General features: G+C 60.6%; 11 protein-coding genes. 7 read left to right on the top strand and 4 right to left on the bottom strand.

Annotation, left to right across the window (positions count from 1 at the left end; translation table 11 throughout):
• Positions 1-120 precede the first annotated feature (120 nt).
• The gene (locus tag DES53_RS15785) at positions 121-858 is read left to right on the top strand and encodes a 4'-phosphopantetheinyl transferase family protein (RefSeq protein WP_113959250.1); all 738 of its coding nucleotides are present in this window, start codon (positions 121-123) and stop codon (positions 856-858) included.
• A gap of 56 nt (positions 859-914) precedes the next feature.
• Here the strand turns inward: DES53_RS15785 and DES53_RS15780 are convergent, their stop codons facing one another.
• The 3 genes from DES53_RS15780 to DES53_RS15770 form a co-directional block, all read right to left on the bottom strand.
• A complete protein-coding gene (locus tag DES53_RS15780) occupies positions 915-2,648 on the bottom strand; it encodes a glycoside hydrolase family 75 protein (protein ID WP_113959249.1) in 1,734 nt (577 codons plus the stop codon).
• A gap of 29 nt (positions 2,649-2,677) precedes the next feature.
• Positions 2,678-3,604 carry an SDR family NAD(P)-dependent oxidoreductase gene (locus DES53_RS15775; protein ID WP_113959248.1) on the bottom strand — a complete coding sequence of 309 codons (927 nt, stop codon included), beginning with the start codon at positions 3,602-3,604 and terminating at the stop codon, positions 2,678-2,680.
• A gap of 120 nt (positions 3,605-3,724) precedes the next feature.
• Positions 3,725-5,095, bottom strand: a complete 1,371-nt coding sequence (locus tag DES53_RS15770) for an alpha/beta hydrolase family protein (protein ID WP_245958185.1) — start codon at positions 5,093-5,095, stop codon at positions 3,725-3,727.
• 178 nt (positions 5,096-5,273) lie between these two features.
• Here DES53_RS15770 and DES53_RS15765 point away from each other — a divergent pair, with 178 nt between their 5' ends.
• From DES53_RS15765 to DES53_RS15740, 6 genes are all read left to right on the top strand, one after another.
• A complete protein-coding gene (locus tag DES53_RS15765; protein WP_113959247.1) occupies positions 5,274-5,633 on the top strand; it encodes a cupin domain-containing protein in 360 nt (119 codons plus the stop codon).
• A gap of 158 nt (positions 5,634-5,791) precedes the next feature.
• Positions 5,792-7,966 (top strand): DUF1549 and DUF1553 domain-containing protein, encoded by a 2,175-nt coding sequence (locus DES53_RS15760; RefSeq protein ID WP_245958184.1) that lies wholly within the window; start codon positions 5,792-5,794, stop codon positions 7,964-7,966.
• A gap of 15 nt (positions 7,967-7,981) precedes the next feature.
• On the top strand, positions 7,982-10,273 hold the full coding sequence (locus tag DES53_RS15755; RefSeq protein ID WP_113959245.1) for a serine protease: 2,292 nt from the start codon (positions 7,982-7,984) through the stop codon (positions 10,271-10,273).
• 8 nt (positions 10,274-10,281) lie between these two features.
• Positions 10,282-13,113: a WD40 domain-containing protein gene (locus DES53_RS15750; RefSeq protein ID WP_113959244.1), complete on the top strand. Its 2,832-nt coding sequence runs from the start codon at positions 10,282-10,284 to the stop codon at positions 13,111-13,113.
• A 36-nt stretch (positions 13,114-13,149) separates the two neighbouring features.
• On the top strand, positions 13,150-14,571 hold the full coding sequence (locus DES53_RS15745) for a DUF1501 domain-containing protein (RefSeq protein ID WP_113959243.1): 1,422 nt from the start codon (positions 13,150-13,152) through the stop codon (positions 14,569-14,571).
• Positions 14,568-15,956, top strand: a complete 1,389-nt coding sequence (locus DES53_RS15740) for a dipeptidase (protein WP_245958183.1) — start codon at positions 14,568-14,570, stop codon at positions 15,954-15,956. Before DES53_RS15745 ends, DES53_RS15740 begins: the two co-directional genes overlap by 4 nt.
• Before the next feature lie 255 nt (positions 15,957-16,211).
• On the opposite strand, the gene tig is transcribed toward DES53_RS15740, so the two are convergent.
• The gene (tig, locus tag DES53_RS15735) at positions 16,212-17,558 is read right to left on the bottom strand and encodes a trigger factor (protein ID WP_113959242.1); all 1,347 of its coding nucleotides are present in this window, start codon (positions 17,556-17,558) and stop codon (positions 16,212-16,214) included.
• Between the last annotated feature and the right edge of the window lie 222 nt (positions 17,559-17,780).

The following is a 17,780-nucleotide window of genomic DNA, read 5'->3' as shown; positions in this document are numbered from 1 at the left end:
TCTGTTGTCTAAGCGATTCTCTGCCGATTGGCGTGGGCTCGTCCGGAGCCACCTCTCCTAGGGTTTCTCCGGTTTACCTCCGCTGGTTTGCTCACCTCCACCACAAGGCAAACACCGCGCATGATCTCATCGTCGCCCCGCCGTATGACACCGGAGGCCAGGTTCAGCCTCATGCTGGCCCATTTCGCGTTTACCACGCCTCCCCAACCCCGTCCGCACTCCGTACTGTGCCGCATCCTCGATGGACGGGAACTCGACGAAGTCTGCCCGCTGGACCTCGCCCTCCTGACCCCGGAGGAGCGGGCGCATTACCACGCGACCTACCGTACAGGCAGCGCCCTCGCCCTGGCGGTACGCAGCCGGGCGGAACTGCGCTGGATGCTTTCCCGCGAAATCGGCCTCCCGCCGAACAAGGTGCCCATTGCCCCCGACCGACACGGCAAGCCGCGTTGCACCTACCCCACCGCTGCGGACTTGGATTTCAGCGTTTCCCGCGCGGGGGACTGCGCGATCATCGCCCTCGGAGAGGCTACCGGGGTGGGCGTGGACGTGGAGGAAATCATCGACGAGGAACCCTCCGATGAGAATCTGGCCATCGTCTTCAACGAGGCCGAGTTCCGCGCCTGGGCCTGCCTCGCCGCTCCGCAACGACGCAAGGCCTTCACCCAGGCATGGACCATCAAGGAAGCAGCGTTGAAGGCCAGTGGCATGGGTCTGGATGGCGACGTCCATGAGATCACCGTCCGCTTCGACGACAACGGCAATGCCGTGCCCATCCTGCCATCTTCCCGCTGGATCTTTGAGCGCCTTGAGTTCTGCCCCAGCTACGCCGCCAGCTTCATGGCGGTGACGGCGTAGTACATTCGGAGAAACGCACCCACAGCATGGCTTCTGGAGAAGCCATCTATAATGGCTCACGGCGTCTTCGTCGCAGGAATCACCCCTGCGGGCGTTCCCGGAGCGGTCGCAGGTAAAGCCGGTGAGCCTGGCGTGGTGGGCAGAGGAGGTGAGGGTGCCGGAGCTGTTCCTTGGGTAGCAGTGCTGGTTGGTGCAGTTGCAGGGGCAGAGCCCGTGACCACGGGTGCGGCGGGTTGCGGTGGCGATTGGGGTGTACCCGGGATGGGCACGGTCTCGCCCGGCTTTGGTGCCGTGCCAGTGGCCAGCGTGGGTGGGGTGGCAGGGGGAGCAGGTGGTGGGGGCGGGGGGAAGGGCTCCCACTTGTGCAACTCATACCCTGCCCCCATGCCGCCGCAGTCACGCAGGTAGGCGCCGACCTTCTCATGCCATTTGTTCACATCCGGCGGGCCAAAGGGTCTGTCTGCGGTGCCGGGGAAGATGAGGTAAGTCACCTTCAGGTCACTCTCAGGACGCACATAGGGCGTGGCCTTTTCATTGATGGTCTTCGCCATGAGCAGGGAGGCCTCGCCCATCTTCATGGTCGGTCCATAGTCGCCGCAGATGGCGGGATAGATCTTTCCTCCATGCAATACTGCCGCGTAGTCGCCAATCGAAGGTGCATGCGGATGTGTCTTGGGGTAGTCTTTGAAAATCAGCGAAATCACGATGAAGGGGTCCTTCTCCGCAATGAGGCTGCTGCGAGCCTTGAGCGCGCGAACCGTGGACTCGATCTGCTGGAGCTCACCCTTCAGCTCTGCATTCCTCGCGGCGGAGAGCCCCTTGGCTCCATATTCCTTCTTCACCGACTCCTGCCGGGACTGCCAGCGGGCCAGCAGAGGATTGGGGGTCTGGGATTTCTTCGCCCACTCGTAGCTGGTGAAGGGCTGGTAGTAGTCGCTGTTGTAGATGCTTGCGCTCATTTCCGGCATGCGGTCGCCGTCCGAGCCGTCTGCCACTACGTCCATCTCGCTTTGGATGAGCAGCACTCGCCGCTTGGTATCCGGATGCGTGAGTTCCAAGATGGTCTCGCAGTCGAAGAAATTGTGCCGGTCGAGAATCTTGTTCAGCCGGGTGAGGTTCTGCTGCACGAGTGAAGTCTTCCGCTCATACAGCTTGTGGTAGAAGCCGGAGACTTTTGCATCCTTCAGCATCGGTTCGAGACCGGGAAGCACCTTGGGTAGCTGGTCATTGATGCGCGAGAGCTCGGCCAGTGTGGTATTCGGCTTCGGCACACGGAGCTTGAGCTGGAACTCCACGGTGAAAGCATCCTTGTCGAGACGTTCGATGCTTGCGAAGTTCCCCTCCTGGGCATCCAGCTTCGTCTGGATGGTGATGCCGTTGTAGAGCGTGGCCACGTCCACCTCTTTGCGCGGAATGAACTTGGAAGGCAAGGGCGGCGGCGGCGCAGGCACCTCGACGATTTTTTCCTTTTCCACGATCTTTTCCTTCTCCACGGTCTTCTCTTCGACGACCTTTTTCTCGCGGAAGACAACTTTGCCCTCTTTCGCCTTGTCCACGATTCGCTCGAGACCACGCTTCACCTTTCCGGCATAGGGCGTGAAAGGAAGAATGAGCGCCACCAGGATGATGCTCAGCACCAGCACACGGACCAGCCCGCCAAAAAAACCGATGCGGGGCTTCTGGCTCGACCAGCGCTCGGGCAATTCGGAGTCGTCCTCGGGTGGGGGTACCTGCGCACCGCGAAGTGGCTTGGGGGACGGAGTCTGATCAGATGGGGGGACGTCTGACATGCAATGATGAAATCAAAAACGGGGGTTCATTACTTGGCCATCGCGCGGCGGTACCGCGCCGTCAGAATGCCCCGCAACATCCAGCGGGGCATCTTCTCAAATAGAAACGCGGCAAGTGCCACACGCTTCCCAGGAAACATTCGCCGGTGACCGACCTCCAGGCTGTGCAGGGCGGAAGAAACCACGCGCTGGGGCGGGACGGTCAGCAGATCCTGCCCACTCCGATCCGTGTCCTTCCCGGCCTCTCGGCGGGCATTTTTCCCGAAGTTCGTGGGCGTGGGTCCGGGGCACACGGCGAGCAATCGAATGTGGCGGGACTCCAGCTCGATGGCGAGTCCTTCCGTGAGGCTGGATACATACGACTTTGTCGCGGCATACACGGCGAGCTCGGGCACCGGAGTCGTGCTGGCCAGCGAACTGATATTGATGATGGCCGACGGCCGCTCTTCGGTGGCCTGCGTTCGGGCCACGAATTCGTGAAGCAGCATGGTGAGCGCCGTGATGTTCAGATCAATCTGTGAACGAATACGTGCCTCGCTCGCCTCCATGAACTGGCCGTAGTCTCCGAGACCGGCATTGTTAATCAACAGATTCGGTGGCGTCGGGAGCGTTGATACCTTTTCCCAAAGCGCTGCTCTTCCCGCCTCTGTGGAAAGGTCACAGGCGACGACATGCACCTGGAGCTGCCCATTACCCAGTTCCGCCTTCAGCTTCTCCAGTGCATCGCCACTGCGCGCCGCCAGCACGAGGGTCGATGCCGAAAGCCTCAGCTGCCTGGCAAACTCTGCACCCAACCCCGAAGAGGCACCCGTGATGATGGCGCTGCAACCGGGCAGGGTGAAAGGCCGCGCCCGTCCTGTCTTGCCCACACGAGCATCTCCGGAGGGCACTACACCGTTTGCCGCTGCGGATGCGGAGACGCTCTCGTGAACCTTGGGATCGTGTGGGTTGGCCATAGGAAAATGCAAAGCACAGCAAACAGCAGCTTGCGACACAAGCCAAGCCACGAAAACGATGGCTCAGCCATGCTGACAATCAACCAGCATTCCAAGGAGGCTCGCTCGCCTGGTCCTTTCTCAGGGGGTGGCAGCGCCGCTGGGCGATGAGGAAACGCCGGTGCTATTTACTGTGCGCACCGTGTAAGAATGTTTCTTCCCGGCTTCCGCACCGATATCCTTATACCGCATCTCTGCGAGTGGTGGCGAAGGCGAGTCACTGTACCCATTCTTCTGGAAAATCGGCCGGCCAATCGAGCCCGACGGCTTCTCCGGCACCCGGCCAATTTCCTTGCCGTCTCTCTCGATGATGAATGCCGCAATACCGCTCTCAAAATCCGCCTCAGCATCCCAAGTGATCACGCCGTCTGCACTCACCTGCACCTTGGCGGGAGCAGGCGGTGGGGTGGCATCGCTCACGTTGCCGTCCTTGGTATATTCCGTCCAAGCCTTCGCCACACGTGCGTCGGGCAACCACGAGGCTGTCTTGGCGTCGCCCTTGTACTGCGCAGCTGGTAGGGCGGCATCCCCCAGCACGGCCGTCAGGTGGGCGTCCTCTTGTTTCATGGGTCTGAGTGCCGCATCGCCCGCCTTGTCTGGCAAACGTGCCGCAAGGCAGGCGTCGAACCACGGGATGGCGAGGTAGCGTTGGTTTCCGCAATCGTGGCTGCTGTTCGGATCCACGGACACGCCGATGAGCCCTCCTTTGGATCGCATGGCAGTGAAGAACGCTTCGTTGCCTTTCCACACCCCAGCAAAGCGACCTTCCTTGACCGTCACACCTTCCTGGGTGCCCAGGTTGCACATGGCGGGCACCGCGAGCGCAGCATCGGGAATAGAGAGAGGGGGCAAGGTCGCAGGAGTGGCGGCGCTCAGCTTCGGCGTTCCTGACCGCAGCCATGCTGCCGCGACGCGATCCGGATGCATCAGCATCATCGACCCCGCCCAAGTGCCTCCGCCGGAATGCCCCCACAGCGCCCATGGCACGGTCTCCAGTTCGGGATGCTGTGTAGCTTTGGCGAGGTCCGTCAGGGCTTGCTGGAACTTTTTCGCGGAACCATTTCGTGGATCACACCAGAGCTGACAGTTCTCCTTCTCCGGTTGCTCATACGAAGGCCCGAGGAGGGCGCACTCATGCTTCTTCGCCAGTGCCTGCCAGTGCAGGTCATAGGCGGCCGTCTGGCCAGATTTGCATGATCCTTCCCCGCAACCGTGCTGATGCACAATGACACCTCGTAGGGTTTTCACTCCCGGTGGCACCCAGAGCGTATACGTCACCGCGTAGACCAGCTCACCTGGTTTCGTGGAGCCATCGTAGCGGACACGGTAATATGGAGGAGCGGCAGGCGGAGGAGCGTCGTACGGAGCGACTTGGGCCGAGAGAGCACCCACTGCGACAAACGCCATGAGGAGGGACCAGCGAAACACTTGGGAGCGGAGACAGGTGTGCATGAAAGCGGTAAATGCAGTGGCGGAGGGAAAGCGGATTCTTTCATACCGTGCGACCACGTCAAACATTGCATGCTCTGTATGTTGCGGTGGTCTCTCGCCCCTCATCCCCCGCTCACTCGATGGCCATTCTCCTTGCGCCACTCGCAATCCGGCGAAACGATGACCTCACCCCGGCGCCATGACCATCAACCAGCTCTCTGCACAAGCCCCCTTCACCACGAAGGATGGCTCCACCATCCGCAGCATCCTTGATCGCACCAATGCGCCCGTGGAAATGCAGAGCCTCGCGGAAGCCACCGTCCCTGCAGGCACGGCCACCCAGCGTCACTACCACAAGGTGAGCGAGGAGTTCTATTTCATCCTCGAAGGTCACGGCCTGATGGAAATCAATGGCGAGACTCAAAACGTCGGCCCCGGCGATGCCATCCTGATTCCCCGCACCGCGTGGCATCAGATCACCGCGAATGCGGGATCGACCCTCCGCTTCCTCTGCTGTTGCGCCCCGCCGTATGCGCATGAGGACACTTATTTCGAATAAGTGCCCAGACCTGCCGAAGAGCCCGTTCCCTCCTACATTTATCACGGTGACTCGGACTATTGTCACCACGGTGTCAGTATCAGCGGCAAAGGCCCGTATGAGTCGGCATGCTCGGCAGAATTTGCCCAGCGCTTCCGGCGCTCTCGATCTCGCTCACCTTGACGGCTTTGACCCCTGCTGTCCAGGCCGGTGAATCGCGTCCGCTGACATTTGTACGGGACATCGCACCCATCCTGACCAAGGCGAGCTGCAACACAGGCGCATGTCATGCCAAAGCGGATGTGGGCCAGCGCGGGTTCCGGCTTTCGCTCCTGGGCTTTGAGCCGCAGGAGGACTTCGAGCACATCGTGAAGGAGGGGAAAGGTCGCCGCGTCTTCCCCGCCGCGCCCGAGCAAAGCTTATTGGTGCTGAAGGCAGCGAACATCGTGCCCCATGGCGGCGGCAAACAGCTTGAGCCTGGTTCGGAGAATTTCGAAACACTCGTGCGCTGGATCCGTGAAGGCATGGCATATGGCACGGAAACCGACGCGAAGCTTCTTTCCATTGAAGTCGAGCCGAAACGCATCTCGATGAAGATGCATGCCTCGCAACAACTCAAGGTGACCGCACGCTATTCAGACGGCGCGTCACGCGATGTCACACGCATGGCCCTGTATGAGGGCAACGAAACGAGCATGGTCGAAGCCGGTGGCGCGGGTCTGGTGCAGACGCTCGACATCCCCGGCAACGTAGCCGTGATGGTGCGCTACGCCGGCATGGTCACGGTATGCAGCGTCTCCATTCCGCTGGGTGCGCCGATGGATCACCTGCCGGCCTCGCAGAATTTCATCGACGACCTCGCCTTTGCCAACCTGAAGCGCATCGGCATCCCGCCCTCGCCCGTGAGCGATGACGCTACCTTTCTGCGCCGCGTATCGCTCGACATCGCGGGACGACTTCCCACCGCGGAAGAAGCCAGGAGCTTCCTCGCGAGTCAGGATCCTGACAAACGGGACAAGGCTATCGATTCCCTGCTCACCAGCCCCGACTACGCGGACTACTTCGCAAACAAGTGGACGGCGCTGCTGAAGAACAAGCGTGACGACGCGGCAGACATCACCGCGAACTTCGCCTTCCACGCGTGGATGCGCGACAGCCTGTTGGCGAACAAGCCCTATGATGAAATCGTGCGCCAGATCCTCGCGGCGACGGGCACGATCGTGGCGAATCCCGCCGTGGCCTGGTACAAGCGGGTGAAGGAACCCAACCAGCAGATTGAAGACGTGGCACAGCTTTTCCTCGGTGTGCGCATGCAGTGTGCGCAGTGCCACCATCATCCCTTTGAGCGCTGGAGCCAGCATGACTACTACAGCCTCGCTGCCTTCTTCAGCCAGGTGGGGCGCAAACCCACAGCGATCGCAGGTGAAGATCTGATCTTCCACAAACGCGGCATCGCCCAGTATGAAAACAAGAAGACACGCCAGTCGGTGAAGCCTGCCGCTCTGGGTGCTCCTACGCAGGACATTCTGCCGGATGAAGACCCGCGCCTTCGTCTCGCGGACTGGATGAGCGACAAGGCAAACCCCTTCTTCGCCAAGGCGCTGGTGAATCGCTACTGGAAGCACTTCTTCAAGCGCGGCCTCGTAGAGCCCGAGGATGACATGCGCGATACCAATCCGCCCACCAATCCCGAACTGCTCGACGCGCTCGCGAAGCACTTCGTGGACAGCGGCTTCGACCTCCGGGCATTGGTGAAGGCCATCACGCAGAGCCGCACCTATCAGCTCAGTGCGATGCCCAATGATCACAACGGGGTCGATCGCCAGAACTTCTCCCACTACTACCCCAAGCGCATGCAGGCCGAGGTATTGCTGGATGCCCTGGACCAGGTCTCTGGCGCGCGCTCGGACTTCGCCGACCTGCCTCCGGGCACACGTGCCATCTCACTCCCTGACAACAGCTACAATCGCGCCTCGCCATTCCTCAAGGTCTTTGGTCGTCCCGAAGGCACCAGCGTGTGTGAGTGCGAGCGAGTGCAGTCCTCCAGTCTCGCACAGAGTTTGCACCTCATGAATGCCTCGGATGTGAAAGCAAAGCTCGCCGCCAGGGAAGGACGCGCGGAGCGGCTCTCCAAAGCAGAATCCTCAGAGCCTGCACGCGTGCGTGAACTCTACTTCGCCACCTTCGCACGTGAACCTGATCCCGAGGAGATGCGTATCGCCGTGGAACACCTCTCCAAGCCCCGCACCGATGCGAACGGCAAACTGCTCGATACGCAAACGTCGAAGCGGCAGGCCTTCGAAGACCTCATCTGGGCGCTGGTGAATACCAAGGAGTTTCTTTTCAACCACTGACCGTTCCTTCCCATCATGTTCCGGAAGTTCAAGACTGCATTGCCCTGTGCGCTGGGCCTGGCTGCCCTCAGCATCCCTGCGATGCTCACGGCCCAACAGGTATGCCTTCCCGCACCGCGTCTTCTCACCACCATGCCCATGGGTGGCCAGGCAGGCACGGATGTGGAGGTGACCATCACGGGCGAGAATCTGGAAGACATCAGCGCGCTCACTTTCTCCACGCCGAAGATCACCGCGAAGCCAGTGCTCAATGCAGAAGGAAAAAGTGTGGAGGGCAAGTTCCTCGTGAACATCGCCGCAGATGCACCCGTGGGCGTCTATGATGCGCGTGTAACCTCGCGACTGGGCGTTTCCTCCGCACGCGCGTTCTCTGTCAGCAAGGTGCAGGAACTCACGCGCTCCAAGCCGAACACCACGTTGGAAACTGCCATGGCACTTCCCACGAATGCCATCTGCAACGCCACCATGACCGCGAAGGCCGTGGACTACTATGCATTCCAGGCCGTGAAAGGAAAGCGTGTGGCCGTCGACTGTGCAGCGGTGGGCATCGACTCGAAGCTGCGTCCCGTGGTCATCATCGCTGATGCACAGGGCCGCGACCTTCTCGTGAATCGCACCGGCGGCGTGCTGGACTTCACTCCGAAGGAAGATGGGAACTGCATCATCAAGGTGCACGCCCTCACCTTCAAAGGCGGCGCGGATCACTTTTATCGTCTCTCACTGGTCGAAGTCCCTGGCGATGAGCCCGCGCCGCGCCAGCCAGCGACACAGATGGTAAGCGCCATGTCCTGGCCACCACAAGATCTCGCGGCCACATCTCCTTCCAAAGAAACCGAGCCGAACAACCTGCCTGCCCAAGTGCAGAAGATCACGCTTCCCTACGATGGCGCAGGCAGCTTCTTCCCCGCGGCAGATGTGGATACCTATGAATTCTCCGCAAGGAAAGGAGAGGTGTGGTGGGTGGAAGTTGCCTCTGAACGTCTCGGTCTCGACACGGATCCCTTCGTGCTTGTCCAACGCGTCACCAAGGATGGCGAGAAGGAGACACTCACGGATGTGGCCGAGCTGTATGACATCGCGAGCCCCATGAAGCTCTCCAGCAACGGATATTCCTACGATGGACCTCCCTACGACGCAGGTTCACCAGATGTTCTTGGCAAAGTGGAAATCAAAGAAGATGGCATCTATCGCCTCGCTGTGCGCGATCTCTTCGGCGGCACGCGCAACGAACCCGGAAATATCTACCGTCTTCTCGTGCGTCAGGCGGCGCCAGACTTCTCCCTCGCTGCCTGGGCCGTGCACATGACCCTGCGCAATGGCGATCGCAACGCCCTCTCCAAACCCATCGCACTCCGTGCTGGAGCAAGTGTGGCCTTCGAAGTCGTGGCCATTCGCCGCGATGGATTCGATGGCGACATCGAACTTGAGATGAAGAACTTGCCACCCGGCGTGACTGCCACGGGGTTGAAGATTCCCGCAGGCAAAGTGCAGGGCTGGATGATCATCAGTGCGGACACGGATGCGAAGGCGGCCTTCTCTGTCGCGGAGATGATGGGCTCCGCACAAATCGACGGAATCAAGATCACGCGTCCCTGCCGTGTGGCATCCATGGAGTGGGCATCAAAGGATGGGAAACAGGAGATTCCCAGCCCGCGACTCATGGCGGACGTGCCTGTATCCGTGACGGACTCCGAGGCCGCGCCAGTCACCATCGCGGCGGCGGAGGAAAAGGTTTGGGAGGCAACCGCAGGTCAGACGTTGAAGATCCCTCTCAAAGCCGCCTGGCGAAATGAATTCACCGATGGCGTGCTCAAGCTCAAAGCTTATGCCACGCCCCTCGGCACCGTGAAGGAGGTCGACCTTCCCATCAAAGCCGCCGGTGCAGACTTGGTACTGGACCTCGCCACCATGAAGACGACTCCAGGCGACTACACGATCGCCTTGTATGGCAGCGCCGTGAGCAAGTATCGCTACAATCCGGAGGGTGTGAAAACCGCAGAATCCGAGCAGAAGAAGGCTGAACAGGAGCTCGTCGCTCTCACGGCCAGCACCAAGAAGCTCAGCGATGAAGCCGCCAACGCGCCTGCTGAAAAGAAGAGCGAGATGGCTGGCGCTCTCAAGTCCGCCACTGAAAAGCAAAGGCAGGCGGAAGCGATGATGACCCAGGCCAGCACCCGCATGAAGGCCGCCACCACCACCGCCACACCGAAGGACACCGTGGACATCATTGTCTCCCGCCCCATCCGCATTTCCGTGAAGCCAGCCGCACCCGCAACTCCAGCCGTAGTGGCATCGCCCAAGGCCTGACTCATCTCATGAAGGTTCGATTCCCATCGCAGTTGAAGCGCCCCCGGCATCTGGCCGCATTGGTGGTGCATGCTGCGGTGCTGCAAGCCACGGCCACACTCCAGGCAACCACGCCGGACTTCTATCAGGATGTCTTCCCCTTCCTGAAGGCGAACTGCATTTCCTGCCACAACAAGACCACCACGAAAGCCGGGCTGAATATGGAGACGCCCGAGCTCATGAAAAAGGGCGGTGACTCCGGCCCCAGCATTGTCCCCGGCAAAAGTGCGGAGAGTCTCATTGTCCTCGCGTCTCAGCACAAAGAGGACATGGAGATGCCGCCGAAGAACAACAAGTCCGGCGCCGTGGATCTCACGCCAGCTGAACTGGAGATACTGAAGGCTTGGATCGATCAGGGCGCGAAGGACTCTGTACAGCAAGAGCGGCACGTGGTACTCACGTCGCCTTCGGCCAGTGTGGATCCTATCTACACGGTTGCGATGACCCGTGACGGACGCTACGCCGCCTGCGGAAGATCGAACCAGATCTTCCTCTACGATCTCGCGCAGAGAAAATTCATCAGCAAGCTCTCTGACGGAAAAGCAAAAGATGCCTCCGCGCACCGCGCCTTGGTGCAGACACTCGATTTCAGTCCGGATGGCACCCGTCTCGCGTCCGGAAGTTTCCGCGAAGTGAACATCTGGAAGCGTGAAGCCAGCGCTGCAGCCGTTCCGCGTCATCCTGATGCTGCGCTCAACATCACCATTTGTGAAGCCACCCCGAATGGTGAACATCTCGTCGCCGTGAACAAGAGCGGCGATGTGCTTCTGCTGAAAGCTGCGGATGGCTCTGTGGTGAAGAAGGCAGGTAACCTTGGAAGCACTGAGGTAAAGCAGATCGAGGCCTCACGAGAGGGCACTCTGCTCGCCATCCATTCGGGGAATGACATGCTCCAGGTTTGGAGTCTTCAAGACGGTACTGCAAAGGCTCTGCCTGTGACCATCGCAGGGCTTCAAAAGCTGGCGTGGTCTCAAGACGGCAAATCGATCATCACTGCGGGCGCAGATGGAATCATGCGCGCATGGGCACTCCCCGCAGACAGCAACTCGCCCCTCGTGAAGGGCAAAGACCTTAAGGGAGCCGCGGGAACCATCACATCCATCATTGCCGGACCTGCCACCGACCAGCTGTTTGTCGCAAGCAACGACGGCAAAGTGCGCCTGTGGAGCATCACCGAAGCCAAGGTTCTCCGTGAGCTGCCCATCCCTGCCGTACAAAGTCTGGACCTCTCCTCCGATGGAAAGCAGCTGGCCTGCGGTACGAGCGACGGCGCCGTTCGCATTTGGGATCTCGCGACAAACAAACAAGCAGCAGAGTTGCGCGGAAGCCTCCCCACCTCCCGTCGCATCACCGAACTGGACCTTGCGATCGCGCGGCAGGCGCTGGAGCAGGAGTATCAGCGTTCCCAAGTCACGAAGCTGGAAGCGCAGAACAAGGCACTGGATGAACTGCTCAAGAAGGCCAACGAAACCATCGACTCGGTGAAGAAGTCCCTGCCAGAGAAGCAGAAGGCCCTGCCACCCGCACAAGAAGCGGCAGCAGCAGCGAAAAAGGCATTGGACGAAGCCTCAGCGAAATTGACCTCGGGCACCACGGACGGCAAAGCAGATGCTGCCTTGGAGAAAGAACGCGTCGCAGCCCAGGAGAAATATGACACGGCGGTGAAGGCAGAGACGTCCGCCCAGGCAGCACTCAGCGCCGCAGAGCAAAACATCAAGGATGCACAGGCGGAGGAGAAACGCATCAGCGATACCAAGGTGCGCAACACCCAGGAACTCACGGCTGCCAATGCTGCGATTGATGTGGCAAAAAAAGCACAGGATCAGGCGACGGCAGATCTCACCGCGGCGAAGGCTTCTCTCACCAAACCGGGTGCAGGCACCGTCACGGTTCGTTTCTCGCGGGACGCCCAGCTGCTCGCCACGACCTCCAGTGATGGCACCTGCAGTGTGTGGGCCATCTCTTCCAGTGCGTTGGTTTCGCAATCCATCAGCCAGGGCTTTGCTCCCACCAACATCACCGCTCAAGCGGACGGCACCTTTATCGCCTCGGCTTCGAATGGCGCTTCGATGAAGCTCAACCAGCCGGACTCATGGAAGCTGGAGCGTGTGCTGGACAAAGGCAAGGATGGCGCCTTTTTCGCGGATCGCGTGAATGCCGTGCGCTTCAGCCCGGATGGCAAGATGCTGGCCACGGGCAGTGGCGAGCCTTCACGCTCGGGAGATATCAACATCTTCGATGTCGCTTCAGGAAATGTCCTGCACACATGGAAAGAGCATCATGACGACACCGTGCTGTGTCTCGACTTCTCGCCAGACGGCAAGCTCCTGGCATCTGGTGCTGCGGACAAGATCGCCCGCGTCACTGAAATCTCGAGCCGTAAGCGCGTGAACCTCTTCGAGGGCCACACGCATCATGTCATGGGAATCGCCTTCCGCGCCGACGGCCGCGTGCTCGCCTCCGCGGGAGCGGATGGCATCGTGACCACGTGGGACATGGCCATGGGTGAGCGCATCAAGAAGATTCAGGGCTGGACCAAGGAGGTCACTTCTTTGCAGTTCATCGGTGCCACCAGCAAGATCGTCACGTCGTCCGGCGACAACCTCGTGCGCATCGTGAATGACAGCGGCAGCGAGGTGCGTGCCATGTCCCGACTCCCCGATTTCATGCAGTCCGCCGCCAGCACGCCAGACGGCACACTCATCGTCGCCGGCGGTGAAGACAGTGTGCTACGCATCTGGGATGGCGCCAGCGGCAAGGAGCTCGCTGTATTCGGCGGCAACCCAGCCAGCACTCCGTAAAAAATCACCCGACCCGACCCCGAACCCACGTCCATCATGTCCTCCATCATCCAACCACCCTCCATCGTGCGCTGCGCCGGTCCCATGGGCCGTAGGGGATTCATGCAGATCGGGCTTGCGGGTTTTGCCTCACTCGGCTGGCCGGGCTTGCTCAAGCTGCGCGCGGAGAATGCTTTGAAACCCGCGAGCGAGCGCACTGCCGTGATCATGGTTTGGCTTCCCGGAGGTCTCTCACACATCGACACCTACGATCCCAAGCCGGAAATCGGCAGTGAGTACCGCGGCCCCTTCAGCACCATTCCCACCAAGGTTCCGGGGCTGCACTTCACCGAGCTCATGCCGATGCAGGCGCGCATCGCGGACAAGTTCACCGTGCTGCGCTCCATGAACCAGAAAGCAGGCGGGCATCCTGCCGGGTCCATGCAGATGCTCTCGGGTGATTCGGACGAACGCGACAAGCCCAAGCCGCGTCTTCCCGACTGGATGTCCGTTGCCTATTACCTGCGCAACAAGGCAGGCGGTCGCAGCAATCCCCTGCCCAACTACGTGGGCGTGAATCCCCCGCTGGAATACAACGGCCCGGCGTATCTCGGCGATGCATACTCGCCCTTCTCGGTCACGGATGATCCGAGCCGCCCCAATTTCCAGGTGCCGAACATTGGTCTCTCCGACGAAGCGGAAACACGCCGTCTGAACGATCGCATCGCCTTGCGCAAGAATCTGGATCGCATGGAGCGTGCCTTTGATCGCGAAGGCGAACTCGGCGCGCTCGATCAGTTCGAGCAGCAGGCCATGACCTTGCTCACCAATCCGCAGACGCGTGATGCCTTTGACCTCAGCCGTGAAGATGCACGCACACGCGATCGCTACGGACGCAATCGCTGGGGACAGCAACTCCTCCTCGCCCGCCGTCTTGTGGAGTCCGGCGTGGAGATCGTCACCAGCAGTCTTAGCGGCCCTCTCTGTGGTCGTGTGCAAAACTGGGATGACCATGCGGTGAATCATCACGTGTTCGATGGTCTGCGCTTCCGCATGAAGAACTACGACCAGGCCGTCTCCGCTCTCATTGAGGACATCTACGAACGAGGCCTCGGCAAGAAGGTGCTCGTGGTGGTGACGGGAGAATTCGGCCGCACGCCGAAGATCAGCTTTGATCGCAGCACCGGCGCTGGCGATGCCAGCGCGCCTGCAGGCACACTGCAACCGGGTCGCGACCACTGGCCGCGCGCTTTCTCGAACATCTGGGCCGGTGGTGGCATCCAGACGGGCGGCATCATCGGCGCCACAGACAAGCGCGGGGAAGACGTCATCGAGCGCCCCTGCGGCCCGGGAGACTTCCTTGCGACGATCTACCACCACCTGGGCATCGACTCTTCCAAGATCACCATCAACGACTTCAACGGGCGCCCCACACCGATCGTGGATCATGGCAAACCCATCCCCGAACTGATCGCGTGAAGAGCACTCCACCTCCCGTCTCGTCATCCCATATTCCTTCATCCCGCAGCCTGAGCCGCCGCTCGCTGTTGCAGCGCCTGCCACTCGTCGCCCTGGCGGGCGGACTCCACATTCACGTGCGCGGTGAGGATGCCAGGAAGATCTGGATGACGGGTAATCCCGTGATCGACAAGGCCCGCGAAGTCGCGCTGAACATCCTCAAGCCCACGCAGGCCCAGATCGAGCATGCCTGGGAGCTGCACTTCCAGTCACTGGTGTTTGAATCCTACGGCTTCGCTCCACGCTTCGCCATCGATGGAGAACGCATCAGCCAGGCCATGGCCTCAGGCGCATCGCGAGATGAACTTGCCGACCTGCGTGAGTCCATGTCCATGAATCGCGGAGCCACCAGCGAGCGGGAACGCAAGGAGTTCTTTGACACCTTCCATGCCGCCGGGGTTGCGGTGGTGTTCCAGAATGCAGGCGAGGAAGGCAGCGACCCGCTCCGGCTCATCAAGCGGCTCGCGCATTTCACGCATGCGACAGACATGATGAAGCCACAGCTCACCAAGGTGGTGACGGTCGAGGACGCGCTGGCCGTGAAGAAGGCAGGGCATGTGGGCCTTTGCTTCACCGGCAATGGAGTGCCCCTGCGCCAGGAGTGGGAGAGCACCAAGGACGAGCTGCGCTTCATCCCGGTATTCCATGAGCTGGGTATTCGCATGATGCACCTCACCTACAACCGCCGCAATCCCATCGGCGATGGCGCAGGCGAACCGCACGACGGAGGCTTGAGCGACTTCGGCCACGCAGCGGTGGCAGAGATGAACCGCACCGGTGTGATCGTGGATGTCGCCCACAGCGGCTGGAAGACCGCGGGCGATGCGGCCAGGGCCTCAAGCAAACCCATGGTCGCGAGCCACACTTCTTGTGCCGATGTGTACCGCCACTTCCGTGGCAAGCCGGATGCCGTGATCAAGGCCATCTGCGATACCGACGGACTCGTGGGTATGTGCTGCATTCCCCGCTTCCTCGGCGGCTCAGGCGATATCAATGCGCTGCTCGACCACCTGGATCACATGATTAAGAAATTCGGCGCGCAATACACCGCCATCGGTGTGGACACAGCCTATGTGTCCCGCTTCGACAAGGAGGAACGATTGAAGATCAAGAAACGCCCCGATGGTTCCTCACCGCTTGGCGGCGCGGGAGATCGCTGGGAACATCTGTGGCCGAAAGATGACTTCCAGACCACGCTGGAGATGGATCAATCCATCGCGTGGACGAACTGGCCCATCTTCACCCTGGGCATGGTCATGCGCGGACACTCCGACGAAGCCATTCGCAAGGTGCTTGGTGAAAACGTGATGCGCGTACTGAAGGCGAATGCGGTCGCGGCGGCTTAGCGCGCTTCAGAAAAGGTCGTGGTCTTGAGTCAGGGATGGCTCCGCTGCACCGCGACCAACGGTCGCAGCCACAACCTGAGCCACCCGCCGAACAGCAATAGCGCCCCCAGACAGCCACTATTGGCTGCGACCGCTGGTCGCGGGTGGATGGCGCGGCTCAAGACGAAATGGGAAACGGTGCCTCGTTGATACAAAAACGCCTCTTCGCGGCAGCACCGCAAAGAGGCGTTTTCAAAAGTCACCAGCGCTTGAGGCTTAGTGCTTGTGGTCGTGGCCGCAGTCTTCCTTCTCGGGCTCGGTCTCTTCCACAGCAGCACTGTCCTTCAGGAACTGAAGAGCGTTCTCCAGCAGGAGGTCTTCGCGAAGACGCTCGATGAGGCCGTTCTTGCGGGCATCCGCGAGAAGCTTCTTCGGAGTCACGCGCTGCTGCGCGGCCATGCGGGCAAGCGCCATGCGAAGCTGCTCTTCACGTACGGTGAGACTTTCCTTCTTGGCCACTTCACCGAGGATGAAGCCGACCTTCACGTTCTGGCGGGCCTGCTGGGTGGCGGCGCTCACAATCTGGTCCTGGGCTCCCATGATGGCTTCTTGAGCCATGCCCTGGCGCATCGCGTTCATGGCGATGTCATTGGTGCGGCGCTGGGCTTCGCGATTCACGATGTCCTGCGGCAGTTCGAATTCAAGGCGGTCGGCGAGGTGAGCGATGACCTGGTTGGACTTGGACTCTTCACGAGCCTGCTCGCGACGGCGCTGGATGGCGATGCGCACTTCTCCGCGCAGACGCTCCAGATCCCACTCGGGATTGACCTTCTTGGCGAAGTCTTCGTCTAGGGCGGGCACCTGGGCTTCCTTCACGGCATCGGCCTTCGCGTGCAGCACGATGGTCTGGCCGCGCAGCGCTTCGAAATGGAAATCATCACCAAGGGTGACGGTCACGTCGCGCTCCTCATCCTTCTTGATGCCTACGAGGGCGGCGAAGAAACCGGGCAGGAAGTTTTCTTCTTCCGTGAGCTCGAACCAGTTGCCTTCAATCTTCTTGAGGAACGCAGGAGCATCGGGATGAGCCTCGCCGATGGGCGTGCCGTTCACTTCGCCGGTGGCATGCAGCACCACGTAGTTGCCGAGCTTCGCTTCGCCTTCCACATCATGGAAGGTCTGGTAGCGTTCGCGCAGATGCAGAAGGTCGTGCTCCACGTCTTCATCCGTCACTTCCACGCGGGGAAGCTTCACTTGGATACCCTTGTATTCGGGAAGCTCAAAGGTCGGAGCGGTGGTCACCTCAAGGGTGAAGGTGAAATGGTCGTCCGCATGAAGCGCCTTCTCCTTCACATCTACCACGTTGAGAATCTCCACGTCATCACGCTTGGCCGCTTCTTGATAGCCGCTGCGCACCAGCGCACTCTCAAGTTCTTCACGGATCTGAGGTTCAAACTTCTTTTCCACGACCGCCTTCGGAGCTTTGCCAGGGCGGAAGCCAGGAAGGCGGGCAAACTTCGCATAGTCACCCGTCACACGGTCGCGTTCCTTTTTGACCTCGGCAGCAGGGATGTCGATGCGCAGGACGGCGCGGCAGTTCGGCTGGGTTTCGAGCGTGATGTTCATGGGCGAAAGACGGAGGAAGGACAGGGGTGTGGGGGCTCCGCCGCACCACACAGGCACGGCGAGGGGGCAGGGAGCTTAGCGGATCGCCCGCCCTTGGCAAATAGGAAACGCATCCCTTCCAGAGACACGGGTATCTGGCACCATGAGGGATGGAATAATCAACATAAACATCTCTATTTCAGTTGTTTACACTAAATTCCATTCATCCCCCCTCCCTTGGAC

It is taken from the genome of Roseimicrobium gellanilyticum, from assembly GCF_003315205.1.
GTDB lineage: Bacteria > Verrucomicrobiota > Verrucomicrobiia > Verrucomicrobiales > Verrucomicrobiaceae > Roseimicrobium > Roseimicrobium gellanilyticum.
The sequence above is the reverse complement of the archived record's forward strand: the minus strand, read 5'-3'. Positions and strand labels throughout refer to the sequence as shown.